Raw genomic sequence first — 14,112 nt, 5'->3', positions numbered from 1 at the left:
AGCAGCCAGGTCACGCGCGCCGGCTCAGTGGCCATCCGTCGGCGCCGAGCGCTTCGCCTTCGCGCGCCGCGCCAGCATGTTCATCCCTTCGACGAAGGCCGAGAACGCCATTGCCGCGTAGATGTAGCCCTTCGGCACATGCGAACCGAAACCTTCGGCGATCAGCGTCATGCCGATCACGACCAGGAACGACAGCGCGAGCATCACGATGGTCGGGTTGCGGTCGATGAAGCGCGCGAGCGGCTGTGCAGCGAACAGCATCACGGCGACGGCGACGATCACCGCGACGAACATGATCGGCACGTGCTCGGTCATGCCGATCGCGGTCACGATGCTGTCGATCGAGAACACGATGTCGAGCATCACGATCTGGCCGATCGCGGCCCACATCGTCAGGCCGACCGCCCCGCCCGAACCGCCCGCGCCTTCACCGTCGCGCGACACGTGGTGATGGATCTCGGTGGTCGCCTTCCACACGAGGAACAGGCCGCCCGACAGCAGGATCAGGTCACGCCACGAGAACGCATGGTCGAACAGCGTGAACACGGGCTCGGTGAGGCTCGCGATCCATGCGACGCTGCCGAGCAACGCGAGGCGCATCACCAGCGCGAGCGCGATGCCGAGGCGCTGCGTGCGGGCGCGCTGCGCCTCGGGCAGCTTGTTGCTGAGGATCGAGATGAAGATCAGGTTGTCGATGCCGAGCACGACTTCCATCACGACGAGCGTCAGGAGCGCCGCCCAGACGGCGGGGTCAACGGCAAGCGTCAGCAGGTAGTCCATGAAATGGGCCGATACGAAAGTGGAAAGCCCGATCATAGGCCGCCCCGAACTTCTAAAAAATCAGAGAGAATCTGATTTTTGGTTCGGTTTTTCCGAAATATCGATCCGATGCTCAATTTCCGACATCTGTACTACTTCTGGGTCGTCGTGAAGGAAGGCGGCTTCGCGCGCGCGGCCGCGCGGCTCGACATGGCCGTGCAGACCATCAGCGCGCAGGTGCGCGAGCTCGAAAAAGCGCTCGGGCACCAGTTATTGCGCCCGGCCGGGCGCGGCGTCACGATGACCGACGCCGGCCAGGCCGCGTTTGCGCGCGCGGAGGCGATCTTCGAGATGGGCCGGCTGATTCCCGACGAAGTGCGCGCGGCGGCCAGCCAGCCGACCGTGCGGCTCGCGGTCGGCCTCGCGGACGGCATCTCCAAGCTCGCCGCGCACGCGATCCTGGCCCCCGTGCTGGCTACCCCCACGCTGCGGCTGCTGTGCCATGAAGGCGAGCACGATGCGCTGCTCGCGGAGCTGGCGCTGCATCATCTCGATCTGGTGCTGGCCGGCCAGGGCGCGCCGTCCGGCTCGAACCTGCGGGTGACGAGCGAGCGGCTCGTCGCGTCGCCGGTCGACTGGTATGGCTCCGCGGCGCTCGTCACGCCGGCCGCGCGGCAGCACTTTCCGGCGTGCCTCGCCGACCTGCCCGTGCTGTTGCCGACCGCCCATTCGGCGCTGCGCGCGCGCCTCGACCGGTGGCTGGAGGGTGAACGGATCGTGCCGCGCGTGGCCGGCGAATTCGAGGACAGCGCGCTGATGGCCGTGTTCGCCGCGCGCGGCCTCGGCGTGTTCCCGCTGAGCGAACTCGGCGCGAACGACGCGTCGCTGCTGCGCGGATTGCGGCGGCTCGGGCGTGCCGGCGACGTGACCGAGGAGATCCACGCGATCCGCTCGCGGCGCGGCGAACACCATCCGCTGACGTCGCAATTGCTGGCCGCGGCACGCGGCGCGTCGGCCGACTGAAGCGAGCGCGACATCAAACGAAACTATAATGACGCCCCGGCCTTACGAGATTGCCGCGCGCTTCATCCAGGCACCGCCGTTGCGCGGCCTCTCGCCAAGCCTTCTGAAAGACGCCATGCACAACCGATTTCGCCTGTTTTCCGTTTCGTGCGCGCTCGCGGCCGCGACCGTGCTGGCGGCGTGCTCGTCGCCGCCCAAGCCGATCTACCAGCAGGAACAGTTCGACGCGACCAGCAGCCCGTACGCGCACACGTTCCACTCGAAATCCGACGCGGCCTGCGAGGCCGCGCGGCGCGCGCTGCTGAGCCAGGGCTATGTGGTGTCGTCGTCGCGCAACGATGCGGTCGACGGCAGCAAGAATTTCCAGCCGAACAACGACATGCACGTCGTGATCGAGTTTCACGTCGTGTGCGCGGACGCGAACGCGGACGGCACGTCGAGCATCGCGTACGTGAACGCGGTGCAGGATCGCTACACGCTGAAGAAGTCGAATACGTCGGCCAGCGTGGGGTTGAGCGTGTTCGGCTCGCTGTCGCTGCCGATCGGGTCGAGCGACGATGCGCTGGTCAAGACCGCCAGCGAGACGATTCCCGCCGGCGTGTTCTATGAGCGCTTCTTCAATCTCGTCGAGCATTTCCTGAAGATCGACCCGGCCCGCCGCGACCGCGCGACCGTCAAGGCCGCCGAGAAGGAACCCGTCGCGCCGCTGCCCGAACCCGCGCCGACGCCGCAAGGCGAGCCGATGAAGATGACGACCCCGGTCGTGCCGACGCCGCCCGCGGCGCCGGTGCCGCTTTCGTTGCCGGCGGTCGCGCCCGAGTCGGGGGCGAACGCCGTGCCGGCCGCCGCGTCGGCCGTGGTTGCGCCGGCGGCGATGCGGGCTGCCGCGCCGGTGGCGGCGTCGGGTGCGGGGTCGGGGTCGGCTTCGGGTGGGACGCCTGCAGCGGCCGCGCCGTCGATGCCCGCACCGGCGTCCGGGCCGGCATCCGCGCCCGTTTCGGCTCCCGTGCCGGCTTCCGCGCCTGCATCCGCTTCCGGTCCGGCATCGTCACCCGCCGCTTCGGCACCGGCCGCTGCAACACTGACACCGGTCGCACCGGCGCCTGCGTCCACCGCTTCCGCCCCCGTATCGGCATCGGCGCCCCCGAGCGCATCGCCCGCGCCTGCCGCCGCCAACCCCGTCGCGTCGTCCGCACCGTCCGGCGCGAGCGCACCGGCCGTGCACTGACCCCGGGCGTCCGTATCGTCGCGCCCGGCTCCATCGGGCGCCGCGCGACGATACGCCCCCTTCTCCGTCATTCATCACGGGAATTTCTGCGCTTCGGGCTGCATGTCCGTTGCTTCGATGCTTCGCGACGGGGTATGCGCAGCCGATGCCGACGTCCGCCGGGATCGACTGCCGTCCGGCCGTCATCCGACAGGCCAGCTAGTTCCTGCCGCCCTGCCTTCTGCATCGCCGCACGCACGCAGCGTCTGCATCGGCTCGATGCTCAATGTGACGCCGCCGCAGACGATCGCGGCGATCTCCGCCGTCGACCGCCATCCGGCCATCCCACGACAGACCTGCTTGCCGCCGGCCTCTCTCGCCTTCTGCATCGCCGCACGCAGCGTCTGCATCGGCTCGACGGTGGCCGTCGCGTCATCGCAGACGATCGCAGAGATATTCGTCGTCGACCACCATCCGGCCGTCCCATGACAAACCGCCTGGCGCCGACCGCCCCACCTACCGCAACGTCGAACGCAACGCCTGCATCTGCTCGACGGTCGCCGTCACGCCGCCGCAGACGATCACGGCGATCTCCTTCGCCGCCGCCAGCACGGCCACCGGCCGCTCGAGCGCGGCCAGCGCGGCACCGCACGCGGGCTCGACGACGATCCGGTGCTCGTCGAGGAAACGCAGCGATGCGGCCACCGCCTCGGCATCGGACACGACGACCGGGTGAATCGCGTGTCGCGCCGCCCATTCGACCGCCGCGTCGCACGGCCGCTTCGCGCCGAGCGACGTCGCGATGCTCGTGATCGCCGGCAATTCGACCGCATGCCCCTGCGCGAGCGAGCGCGCATAGCAGTCGGCGCCTTCCGTTTCGGCCGCGACCACCGGCACGTCGTGCCAGCCGTTGCGCGCCAGCCCTTCGAGCACGCCGCACAGCAGCCCGCCGCCGCCCACCGCGACCACGATCGCGTCGGGCTTCGGGCCGGCCGCCGCCATCTCGTCGATCATCGTCGCGTGGCCCTGCCACAGCACGCGATCGTCGAACGGATGCACGAACGCGTCATGCTCGCCGAGCGCCGCCTGCGCGAACGCATTCGCCTCGGCCCAACTCGCCCCGTGCACGACGAACTCGGCGCCCTCGACGCGGATCAGCTCGCGTGCGCGGGCCGACGCGCTTTCCGGTACGACGACGAGCACCGGCACGCCGAGTTCGCGGCCGCAATACGCGACCGCGATGCCCGCGTTGCCGCCCGACGACGATACGAACCGCCGCGCGCCGGCCGCGTGCCGCGCTTCGCAGACGGCGCCGATGCCGCGCAGCTTGAACGAGCCCGACGGCTGCAGCGCATCGAGCTTCAGCCGGATGTTCCTGCCGAGCCGGCGGGAGGCGATTGGCGAGCGGAGATAAGGGGTCGGGATATGAAGCGGCATGGGGCGGGACCAATGGGAACGGGGGGAACGCACGCGGCGTGCAACGGCGAGCGGCGATGGCGGTCATCGTACGGCACGCCTGCCATGCTTTCCAATACCATCGAATGGCATTTGATATGCTCCACAGGTATATCAATGAACCTGAATGGATGCGGCATGCGCCAGATCGAATTGCGTCACCTGCGCTACTTCGTGGCCGTCGCGCGAGCCGGCAGCGTGATGGCCGGCGCCCGCGCGGCCGGCATCGTCCAGCCCGCGCTGTCGCGACAGATCCGCGAACTCGAGGACGCGATCGGCACGCCGCTGCTGGTGCGCCGCGCAACGGGCGTCACGCTCACGGCGGCCGGCGCCAGCTTCCTGCAGGACGCGACCGGCCTGCTCGCGACGCTGCAGGACAGCCGGGAGCGCGCGCTGCGCTGCGCGGCCGGCCAGCTGGGCGAGCTGCGGCTCGGTGCGTTGCCGAACTGCCTGCCGCTGCCCGTCGTCGGCACCGTCCTCAAGGCGTTTCGGGACGCGTGCCCGGACGTGAAGCTGTCGATCGCGCCGATGCTGTCGGCCGAACAGGCGAACGCGCTGATGCGCGGCCAGCTCGACGGCGGGATCATGGCGTGGCGTCGGGACGAGGCGCCGCACCTGTCGGGCGTGCGGCTGCTGAGCGACCGCTTCGTGCTCGCGATGCCCGCGCCGCCGGGCGGACGCGTCACCGCGCCGCGCACGCTGACCGACGTCGCGAACGAACCGTTCGTCTGGTTCGACGCGCAGCGCTCCGCCGCGCACCACCGGTTCCTGATGGCGCAGTGCCAGCAAGCCGGCTTCACGCCGCGCATCGCGCAGGTCGGCAGCGACATTCCCACGTTGATCGGCCTCGTCGCGGCCGGGATGGGCTGTGCTTTCGTGCCGGAAAGCGCGTCGCCGACCTGCCCGGCCACGGTCCGGCTCGTCGCGCTCGACGAACTCGCGAGCCGCTTCGACATCGAGTTCGTGTTCGACGGCGCAGCCGTGCCCCCGTCGCCCGTCGTTGCGCGGTTTCTCGAAGCCGTGCGTGACGCGACCGGCGAAGCGGGCTGAGCGGGCTGAATGTCCAGCAGGTGCGGCGGCCTCGCCCGGCACTCGAGCGAGCCGATTCGCGGTGCCGAGTGACGGGCGCAATCCCCTTCCCCCCAACCGTCGCTTCGGCTGCCGAAACACGCTAAACAACTGCATCTTTTTTGCGCAAATTCTTACAAAACGACGACACCGGACGCCGCAGCACCGGTGTTTTTAAATTGGCACCAAAAACGGCCGTTTAACGTCGCTTCGAATTGTCATGACCCGAAATATACTGCGCGCGCATCCAACCCTCGTGCCAAAGAGAGGATGCGTTTCCGCCCCGGTCACGGTCCCCCTGTGATCGGGGCTTTTTTTGCCCGCGGGCCTTGTCTGCAAAGGGTTTTCGGCGACGATACGCGATTCGCCCGGCGTGCTGCCGGCCGCCTGCCCGGCCCGTCCGATCCGCGCGGCCGCCCATCGCCGGTCAGTCGATGAGCGGCTTCCCGATCATCCGGTGGGAGCGGCCGTCAGTCCGCGTCGAAGCGCCGATGGATCGCGATCTTCCGGCCTGAAGCCACCCGCCTGACTTTACAAATATCTTTCACAAAAGCAGCGCTTCCACCCGCCGCGCCACCCGGCTTCAAGCGCCCCCTGCATTATTGACATGAAATCAAGATAATTTCGTCCGGACACGGCTTTTTCCGCAAAAGTCATGCAGGCACACTTCTTCCTGTCCTCAACGGTCCGTGCCGTTCGTTGTTTCTCGACTACAGGAGCCCATTGCGTGAACCCCACGACTTCCTCTCCTTCCCGCCCCGGGGGCAGCGCCGCGCTGCCGCTGCTGGCACTCGCCGCCGGTGCGTTCGGCATCGGCACGACCGAGTTCTCGCCGATGGGCCTGCTGCCCGTGATCGCCGACGGCGTGCACGTGTCGATTCCGCAAGCCGGCATGCTGATCAGCGCCTATGCGATCGGCGTGATGGTCGGTGCGCCGCTGATGACGCTGCTGCTCGCGCGCTGGTCGCGCCGTTCGGCACTGATCGCGCTGATGTCGATCTTCACGATCGGCAACCTGCTGTCGGCGTTCGCGCCGGACTACACGACGCTGCTGCTCGCCCGCCTCGTGACGAGCCTCAACCACGGCGCCTTCTTCGGACTCGGCTCGGTAGTCGCGGCCAGCCTCGTGCCGCGCGAAAAGCAGGCGAGCGCGGTCGCGACGATGTTCATGGGTCTCACGATCGCGAACGTCGGCGGCGTGCCGGCCGCGACCTGGCTCGGCCAGATCATCGGCTGGCGCATGTCGTTCGCGGCGACCGCGGGCCTCGGCCTGGTTGCGATCGCCGGGCTGTTCGCCGCGCTGCCGAAGGGCGAAGCCGGCAAGATGCCCGACCTGCGCGCGGAACTCTCGGTGCTGACGCGCCCCGTCGTGCTCGGCGCGCTCGGGACGACCGTGCTCGGCGCCGGCGCGATGTTCACGCTCTACACGTATGTCGCGCCGACGCTCGAACACCTGACCGGCGCGACGCCCGGCTTCGTGACCGCGATGCTGGTGCTGATCGGCGTCGGATTCTCGATCGGCAACATCGCGGGCGGGCGCCTCGCCGACCGCTCGCTCGACGGCACGCTGATCGGGTTCCTGCTGTTGCTGATCGCGACGATGGCCGCGTTCCCGGTGCTCGGCCGCACGCATGCGGGCGCCGCCGCCACGCTGCTCGTATGGGGTGTGGCGACGTTCGCGGTCGTGCCGCCGCTGCAGATGCGCGTGATGCGGGCGGCCCACGAAGCGCCGGGGCTCGCGTCGGCCGTCAACATCGGCGCATTCAACCTCGGCAACGCGCTCGGCGCGGCGGCCGGCGGCGCGGCGCTGTCGGCGGGCTTCGGTTATGCGGCCGTGCCGCTCGTCGGCGGACTGATCGCCGCGGCCGGACTCGCGCTCGTCTTCCTGCAGATCGCGCAGCAGCGCCGCGCACCGGCCGCCGCGAATTCGTAAGCGCGACATGTCGCGCACCGGCGAGGCATGCCGGACCGCCGATCCGTACCGACACACGCTCACGGCCGCGCAATGCGGCCGTTTTCGTTTTCAACGGTCGATTTCGACCCAACGCTCCTCAATCGTGAAAAATCCCGAATCTCCAGCAATCTATCGGCGCTCCCTATTCAATACGTTTGCGGAATGAAAAAAACGAATCAATTCGATCAAATGATTCACTTTCATTTCTTCTTCACCGCATCCGGCCCATTACTTATCCCATTCGCCGCAGGCCGACTCAACCGGCCCAATCAGTCCGCCAAATAGTCTCGAAACCCGCATGAATTACCCGTTTTTGCTGCGATGCAAGGTAATGACGTATGCGAATCATATTCGAAAAACCGAAAAACGAAACGCTCTTCACCTTTATTCAATCAATAGTCCGATTAAATGTAACAAAATGAAACAGAGCGAAATTAAAGATTGAAAGAATTGCCGATTCGTATCAGGATTTGCGATAAAGCAGCACGATCAAGCGCGGCATAAATCCAACGAAAAATCGATCGATGAGGGATCAGTGTGAAAATCGCCATCGCTTCCATGACATTGTCGCTCGCGCTGTCCATCGGCCTGTCGACACCCGCCGCCGACGCAGCCACCTATTCGAACGGCACCGCCACCGCAACCTTCAACGTCACGCTCACGCTGCAGCCGAACTGCACGATCGCCGCGAACCCGCTCGCGTTCGGCACCAACGGGGTGCTGGCCACCGCGATCAACCAGCAGACGACCGTCAGCGTCACCTGCACCAATACGACGCCGTACAACGTCGGCCTCGACGCCGGCACGGTCACGGGCTCGACCGTCGCGAGCCGCCTGATGGCCGGCACGGCCACCGGCAACACGACGACGACCGTCGGTTTCCAGCTCTACCAGGACGCCGGGCGCACGACGATCTGGGGCAACACGCAAGGCACGAACACCGTGGCCGGCACCGGCACGGGCGCCGCGCAATCGCTGACCGTCTATGGCCAGGTGCCCGCGCAAGCGACGCCGAAACCGGACACCTATCAGACGACCGTCACCGCAACCGTCTACTTCTGACCGGCGCCGCAACGCATGACCGCATTCCGTCGAACGCTCGTCGCGCTGCTGTGCGCGGCCAGCGCCGCGCACGCCGCGTCGCTGCAGATTTCCCCCGTCACGATCGAATTCGGCGCCGACGACACGGCCAGCGGCATCACGCTGCGCAATCCGGGCGAACGCCCGGTGTACGGACAGGTGCGCGTGTTCGTCTGGAACCAGACCGATGGCCAGGACACCTTGACGCCCACGCAGGACCTGCTGGCCAGCCCACCGCTGATCGAGGTCGGCACACAGGCCGAGCAACTGATCCGCGTGGTGCGCGCGTCGCGCGTGCCATCCGGCACCGAGCAGGCCTACCGGCTGCTGATCGACGAATTGCCGCCGCCCGGCGAAACGCCGGCCAACGGCGTGTCGATCCGGCTGCGCTATTCGATTCCGGTGTTCGTCGAGCCTGCCACCGACGGCGCGCCGCGACTCGACTGGGCGCTGCTGCGCAACAACGGCGGCTGGGTGCTGCGGGTCCGCAACAGCGGCACGCGGCGCGCGCAACTGGCGTCCGTCGAACTCGTGACCGGCGACGGTCATACGGTCCCGCTCACGCGCGGCCTGCTCGGCTATGCACTCGCGGGCCGCACGGGCCAGTGGAGCGTGCCGCTGCCGGCCGGCGTCACGCTCGGCGGCAAGGTCACGGTGCGGGCAGCCGTCAATTCGCAGCCGGCCAGCGCGGTCGTCGCGGTGGAGCCGCCGGGCTAGTCCGCCGGTGCGCCGCCCGGCCCGTCCCCCTTCGCCGCACACCGGCTCGGTCCCGGCCAGCGGACGCGGCGCGCCGCGACGCTCCCCGCGCACCGCGGTCGCGGCCATCGTGGCGGGCGGCCTCTTCGCGCTCGGCTGGGCGCATGCGGACGAACCCTCGGCGCTCGTGATGACCGACAGCACGCACGACGTGATCCTCGAAGTCAGCGTCAACGGCGAGAACACGACGCTGCTCGCGCACTTCCGCGAACGCGACGGCCACCTGTCGGCGAGCGGCGCCGACCTGCACACGATCGGCGTCGCAACCGACCGGCTCGGCATCGCCGACGCGGCGACGGTCGACCTCGACACGATTCCCGGCCTGCACTACCGCTACGACGCGGCACGCCAGCGCGTCGAACTGCAGATGCCCGATACGCTGCGCCGCCCCTACGCGATCGACAGCCGCGCATTGCCGCCGACGCAGGCGGCCAGCGCGTCGCGCGGCCTCGCGATCAACTACGAGGCGTACGCGCAGACGCTCGGCGACCGGCAGTACTCGCTCTACACCGACGTGCGCTACTTCGATCCGGGCGGCGTGTTCGACACCACGGGCGTCGCGACCTTCTACAACGGCCAGCGGCGCTACACGCGCTTCGATACGTCATGGAGCCACTCGGACCCGGCGCGGCCGAGCACGACGCAGATCGGCGACGCGATCTCGGGGTCGCTCGCGTGGACGCGCTCGGTGCGCCTCGGTGGCTTCCAGTGGCGCAGCAATTTCGCGCTGCGCCCCGATCTCGTGACGTTCCCGATCCCGTCGCTCGCGGGCTCCGCGGCCGTGCCGTCGGCCGTCGACCTGTACATCAACAACGTGCGCCAGTACACCGGCAACGTGCCGAGCGGCCCGTTCATCATTCACGACGTGCCGGGCATCACGGGCGCCGGCCAGGCGACCGTCATCACGCGCGACGCGCTCGGGCGCACCGTCGCGACGTCCGTGCCGCTCTATGTCGATACGCGGATGCTGTCCGCCGGGCTGTCGAGCTATTCGTTCGAGGCCGGCTTCCTGCGCCGTAACTACGGGCTGCAGTCGTTCGACTACGACGCGCGGCCGGCCGTCAGCGGCTCGCTGCGACGCGGGATCAGCCAAGCGCTGACGGTCGAAGGGCATGCGGAAGCAACCGGCGGCGTGGTCAACGCGGGTGTCGGCGCGCTGCTGCGCCTCGGCTACGCGGGCGTCGTGAGCGGTGCGGTCGCGGGCAGCGCCGGCCGCTTTCCGGGCACGCAGGTGAGCGCCGGCTACCAGTTGATCGAACCGCGCTTCTCGATCAACGCGCAGACGATCCGCGCGTTCGGCCGCTACGGCGATCTCGCCTCGCGCGACGGCGCGACCGTGCCGGCGGCCACCGACCAGGCGACGCTCGCGCTGCCCTTCATCCGCCGCCAGACACTGTCGCTCAGCTACATCGGCTTCCGGATGCCGCAAGGCCCGAGCGCGCGGATCGGCACCGTGTCGTACACGCTGGGCCTCGGCGATCTCGCGTCGCTGACCGTGAGCGCGTACCGCGATTTCGCGCAACAGGGCGCGAGTGGCGCGTTCGTGTCGCTGAACGTCGGGCTCGGTCGCAACACGTCGATCAACACGACCGTCGGGCGCCAGCGCGGCCAGTCGAACTACACCGTCGACGCGAGCCGCCCGCCCGACTACGACGGCGGCTGGGGCTGGGGCGTACAGGCCGGCGGCACGGGCGCGGTGCCGTACCGGCAGGCGCAAGTCCGCTATCTCGGTCATGCGGGCGAAGTCATCGCGGCCACGCAGAACATCGACCGCCGGACCGGCGCGTCGCTCGACGTCAGCGGCGCGCTCGTGTTCATGGACGGCAGCCTCCTGTTGTCGCGCCGCATCACCGACGGCTTCGCGCTTGTGTCGACCGACGGCGTCGCGGGCATCCCGGTGCTGCACGAAAACCGCGTGATCGGCACGACCGATCGTGCCGGGCACCTGCTTGTGCCCGACCTGAATGCGTACCAGAACAACCGGATCGCGATCGATGCGATGAAGCTGCCCGCCGATGCGCGGATCGCCCGCACGTCGATGACGGTCGTGCCGCAGGCGCAATCGGGCGTATTCACGCATTTCGGCGTGTCACGCTATCGCGCGGCATCGGTGATCCTGCATGACGATACCGGCCGCCCGCTGCCGGCCGGCGCGCGCGTGCATCACGCCGAAAGCGGCGCGGATACGATCGTCGGCTACGACGGGCTCACGTTCATCGACGGACTGAAGGACGACAACCACCTCGCGATCGACTACGGCACGCAGCACTGTGTCGCGGCATTCGCGTTCACCGCGCCCGGCAACGGCACGCTGCCGACCATCGGGCCCCTCACGTGCCGGGCCGCGCCGTGAGGATCGCGCTGCTGGTTCTCGTCGCCTTTATCGCGTGGTGCGGCTCGCCCCGTCACGCACAGGCCGAAAGCTGCACGGCGACCGCATCGACCGTGAGCTTCGGCTCGGTCAGCCCGATCTCGAACGCGCCGGTGGCCGCGACCGGCACGGTCAGCATCACCTGCACGTGGTCGGCCGTCTCGCTGACGCCGAACGTGCTCGTGTGCCTGAACCTCGGCGGCACGAGCCCGCGCAGCCTCGTCAACGGCAGCAACGCGATGCAATACGACCTCTATCTCGACGGCGGGCATTCCGTCGCATGGGGCTCGGTGTATTCCGGCACGACACCGGCGTCCGTCACGCTGGTCAAGCCTGCGCTCGGCACGAGCGCGTCCGCGACGGTCACCGTGTACGGACAGATCACCGGGAACCAGCCGACCGTCCCGACGACCGGCAACAGCACCACGACCTACTCGCAGACCTTCGGCGGCAACACGACGTCGATCAACACCGGGTTCTACCTGCTCGGCGCGCCGACCTGCGCGTCGCTGACGACGTCGAACGGGACCTTCCCGTTCAGCGCGACGGCAAATGTCGTCAACAACTGCAACATCAGCGCGACCAATGTGAGCTTCGGCACCGCGAGCCTGCTGTCGGGCTCGCTGACGGCGAGCGGTTCGATCACCGCGCAGTGCACCAATGGCGACGCATGGCAAATCGCGCTGAACGGCGGCGGCAGCGGCAGCGTGACGGCGCGCCAGATGCAGCGCAGCGGCGGTGGCGGCGCGATCGACTACGGGCTTTACACGGACGCCGCGCGCTCGATCGCGTGGGGCGACGGCACGGGCGGCAGTTCGACGGTCACGGGTGTCGGCACGGGCACGTCGCAGGTCGTGACCGTGTACGGCGCGGTGCCGGCGCAAACGACGCCCGCGCCCGGCAACTACAGCGACACGATTACCGCAACGATCAGTTTCTAGCGCTCAGGGGCATGAGCGGGCGCGGGCGCACGCGTCGCGCCGCCCGCTCAAAACATGACGGTCCATGCGGACGGCGCGCCCGCACCCGCGCCGCGCGACGCCGACCGCGCATCGGGCAGCGGCGCGTGGCTGAGCATGAACGGCGTGCCGTGCGCGCAACTGACACTCGGGATGCCGGTATCGGCGACGCCCTGCGGCGCGCCGGTGCCGATCGTGCACGTTTCCGGAATGGTGAGACTGACGCGCAGCGGAATCGAGGGCTCCGTCGCGTTCGCGAGGGACCCTACGCCGGGCGCGGCCAGCGCGAGCGCGATCGCGATCGCACCGCGTCTGATTGGGTCGGCTGTCATCGTGCGGCTCTCCTTCGTGCATCCATTCAGCATATGCACGAATTATCGGCGTGCGGGCGGAAAACCTGAACCCGCACGCACGTGGCCGTACCCCGTCGCGCCGGTCAGCGCGCGGCGGCGAATCCGCCGAAAAACGCCCGCGCGTTCGCGTCGAGGCTGGCGAGGTGATAGCCGCCTTCCTGCACGATCACCGTCGGCAACCCAAGCGCACCGATCGCGCCGCCGAGCCGCCCGAAACCGTCGGTCGTGACGGCCACCTGCGATTGCGGATCGTCCTTGTAGATATCGAAGCCGAGCGCGAGCACCAGTGCATCGGGCTGGAACCGCGCGAGCGCGCGCAGCGCATCGTCGAGCCGCTCGAAGAACGCCGACTCCGGCGCGCCGTGCGGCATCGGCAGGTTGAGGTTGAAACCGTCGCCGGCCCCTGTGCCCGTCTCTTCCTCATAGCCCGCGACGACCGGGTAGAAGTTGGTCGGGTCGCCGTGGATCGACACGTACAGCACGTCGTCGCGGCCGTAGAAGATCTCCTGCACGCCCTGCCCGTGATGCATGTCGGTGTCGAGGATCGCGACCCGGCGGTGACGGCCGAGCAGCGACTGCGCGGCGATCGCCGCATTGTTCAGGTAGCAGAAGCCGCCGGCCGCGTCGCGACGTGCGTGATGGCCGGGCGGCCGGCAGAGCGCGTACGCCTCGCGCGCGCCGTCGTTGACGTCGGCCGCGGCCGCCAGCGCGCCCTGCGCGGACCAGTATGCGGCGCGCCACGTGTTCGCGCCGACCGGGCAGCTGCCGTCGGCGAGGTAGCGCGCGGCTTTCGCGAGCACGCCGCGCAGCGGGTTCGGGTCGCGCACGAACACGTTCGACATCACTTCGTCGCCCCAGTCGTCGGGCATCTGCTTCCAGTCGCGATGCGCTTCTTCCAGGAAGCGCAGGTAGTTCATGTCGTGCACGGCCGCGATCGGCGCGGTGCCGCGGTCGGCCGGCTCGCGCACGTCGAAGTCGAGCGACCGGACGGCCGCGACGAGCCGCGCCGCGCGCTCGGGGACTTCCTGCGGCTCGCGCATCTGGCCGCGCGACAGGTAGCTGCGAGGATGGTGCAGCAACTGCTCGGGATGGAAATAGGTTTTCATCGTTCGCCCTCGTCGGTGTTT

General features: G+C 68.8%; 13 protein-coding genes. 9 read left to right on the top strand and 4 right to left on the bottom strand.

Going from position 1 to position 14,112, the window contains the following annotated elements; genetic code table 11:
* Positions 1-24: 24 nt before the first annotated feature.
* A complete protein-coding gene (locus CFB47_RS07075; RefSeq protein ID WP_089460756.1) occupies positions 25-780 on the bottom strand; it encodes a TerC family protein in 756 nt (251 codons plus the stop codon).
* 108 nt (positions 781-888) lie between these two features.
* Between CFB47_RS07075 and CFB47_RS07070 the strand changes: the two genes are divergently transcribed.
* The 3 genes from CFB47_RS07070 (at position 889) to CFB47_RS40260 (ending at position 3,478) form a co-directional block, all read left to right on the top strand.
* Complete coding sequence (locus CFB47_RS07070) at positions 889-1,782, top strand: LysR family transcriptional regulator (protein ID WP_089460755.1); 894 nt, start codon at positions 889-891, stop codon at positions 1,780-1,782.
* Between the two features lie 115 nt (positions 1,783-1,897).
* Positions 1,898-3,010: a DUF2242 domain-containing protein gene (locus CFB47_RS07065; protein WP_089461373.1), complete on the top strand. Its 1,113-nt coding sequence runs from the start codon at positions 1,898-1,900 to the stop codon at positions 3,008-3,010.
* Positions 3,011-3,112: 102 nt separating this feature from the next.
* Complete coding sequence (locus tag CFB47_RS40260) at positions 3,113-3,478, top strand: hypothetical protein (protein ID WP_143330808.1); 366 nt, start codon at positions 3,113-3,115, stop codon at positions 3,476-3,478.
* A gap of 27 nt (positions 3,479-3,505) precedes the next feature.
* Here the strand turns inward: CFB47_RS40260 and CFB47_RS07055 are convergent, their stop codons facing one another.
* Positions 3,506-4,426, bottom strand: a complete 921-nt coding sequence (locus CFB47_RS07055; RefSeq protein WP_089460753.1) for a pyridoxal-phosphate dependent enzyme — start codon at positions 4,424-4,426, stop codon at positions 3,506-3,508.
* A 156-nt stretch (positions 4,427-4,582) separates the two neighbouring features.
* Between CFB47_RS07055 and CFB47_RS07050 the strand changes: the two genes are divergently transcribed.
* The 6 genes from CFB47_RS07050 (at position 4,583) to CFB47_RS07025 (ending at position 12,614) form a co-directional block, all read left to right on the top strand.
* A complete protein-coding gene (locus tag CFB47_RS07050; protein ID WP_089456573.1) occupies positions 4,583-5,494 on the top strand; it encodes a LysR family transcriptional regulator in 912 nt (303 codons plus the stop codon).
* A gap of 745 nt (positions 5,495-6,239) precedes the next feature.
* On the top strand, positions 6,240-7,445 hold the full coding sequence (locus tag CFB47_RS07045; protein WP_089460752.1) for an MFS transporter: 1,206 nt from the start codon (positions 6,240-6,242) through the stop codon (positions 7,443-7,445).
* Between the two features lie 579 nt (positions 7,446-8,024).
* Positions 8,025-8,528: a spore coat U domain-containing protein gene (locus tag CFB47_RS07040; protein WP_089455941.1), complete on the top strand. Its 504-nt coding sequence runs from the start codon at positions 8,025-8,027 to the stop codon at positions 8,526-8,528.
* A 15-nt stretch (positions 8,529-8,543) separates the two neighbouring features.
* Positions 8,544-9,263 (top strand): molecular chaperone, encoded by a 720-nt coding sequence (locus CFB47_RS07035; RefSeq protein WP_089460751.1) that lies wholly within the window; start codon positions 8,544-8,546, stop codon positions 9,261-9,263.
* A 109-nt stretch (positions 9,264-9,372) separates the two neighbouring features.
* Positions 9,373-11,655, top strand: a complete 2,283-nt coding sequence (locus tag CFB47_RS07030) for a fimbria/pilus outer membrane usher protein (protein WP_373453133.1) — start codon at positions 9,373-9,375, stop codon at positions 11,653-11,655.
* Entirely contained in the window at positions 11,652-12,614 is a 963-nt protein-coding gene (locus CFB47_RS07025; RefSeq protein WP_089456572.1) for a spore coat U domain-containing protein, read from the top strand. Before CFB47_RS07030 ends, CFB47_RS07025 begins: the two co-directional genes overlap by 4 nt.
* Before the next feature lie 47 nt (positions 12,615-12,661).
* On the opposite strand, the gene CFB47_RS07020 is transcribed toward CFB47_RS07025, so the two are convergent.
* Together CFB47_RS07020 and CFB47_RS07015 are read right to left on the bottom strand one after the other, a co-directional pair.
* Complete coding sequence (locus CFB47_RS07020; RefSeq protein ID WP_143330807.1) at positions 12,662-12,964, bottom strand: hypothetical protein; 303 nt, start codon at positions 12,962-12,964, stop codon at positions 12,662-12,664.
* Positions 12,965-13,068: 104 nt separating this feature from the next.
* On the bottom strand, positions 13,069-14,091 hold the full coding sequence (locus tag CFB47_RS07015; protein ID WP_089440376.1) for a histone deacetylase family protein: 1,023 nt from the start codon (positions 14,089-14,091) through the stop codon (positions 13,069-13,071).
* Positions 14,092-14,112: the final 21 nt, after the last annotated feature.

This window comes from Burkholderia sp. AU27893 (assembly GCF_002223205.1).
Taxonomy (GTDB): Bacteria; Pseudomonadota; Gammaproteobacteria; order Burkholderiales; family Burkholderiaceae; genus Burkholderia.
Note: the sequence above shows the minus strand (reverse complement) of the source record. Positions and strands in the feature narration are given on the sequence as shown.

Excerpts from the sequence above, each read along its gene's own strand:
- CFB47_RS07075 (WP_089460756.1), bottom strand. The coding sequence starts at position 780 with ATGGACTACCTGCTGACGCTTGCCGTTGACCCCGCCGTCTGGGCGGCG.
- CFB47_RS07070 (WP_089460755.1), top strand. The coding sequence starts at position 889 with ATGCTCAATTTCCGACATCTGTACTACTTCTGGGTCGTCGTGAAGGAA.
- CFB47_RS07065 (WP_089461373.1), top strand. The coding sequence starts at position 1,898 with ATGCACAACCGATTTCGCCTGTTTTCCGTTTCGTGCGCGCTCGCGGCC.
- CFB47_RS40260 (WP_143330808.1), top strand. The coding sequence starts at position 3,113 with ATGTCCGTTGCTTCGATGCTTCGCGACGGGGTATGCGCAGCCGATGCC.
- CFB47_RS07055 (WP_089460753.1), bottom strand. The coding sequence starts at position 4,426 with ATGCCGCTTCATATCCCGACCCCTTATCTCCGCTCGCCAATCGCCTCC.
- CFB47_RS07050 (WP_089456573.1), top strand. The coding sequence starts at position 4,583 with ATGCGCCAGATCGAATTGCGTCACCTGCGCTACTTCGTGGCCGTCGCG.
- CFB47_RS07040 (WP_089455941.1), top strand. The coding sequence starts at position 8,025 with ATGACATTGTCGCTCGCGCTGTCCATCGGCCTGTCGACACCCGCCGCC.
- CFB47_RS07035 (WP_089460751.1), top strand. The coding sequence starts at position 8,544 with ATGACCGCATTCCGTCGAACGCTCGTCGCGCTGCTGTGCGCGGCCAGC.
- CFB47_RS07020 (WP_143330807.1), bottom strand. The coding sequence starts at position 12,964 with ATGACAGCCGACCCAATCAGACGCGGTGCGATCGCGATCGCGCTCGCG.
- CFB47_RS07015 (WP_089440376.1), bottom strand. The coding sequence starts at position 14,091 with ATGAAAACCTATTTCCATCCCGAGCAGTTGCTGCACCATCCTCGCAGC.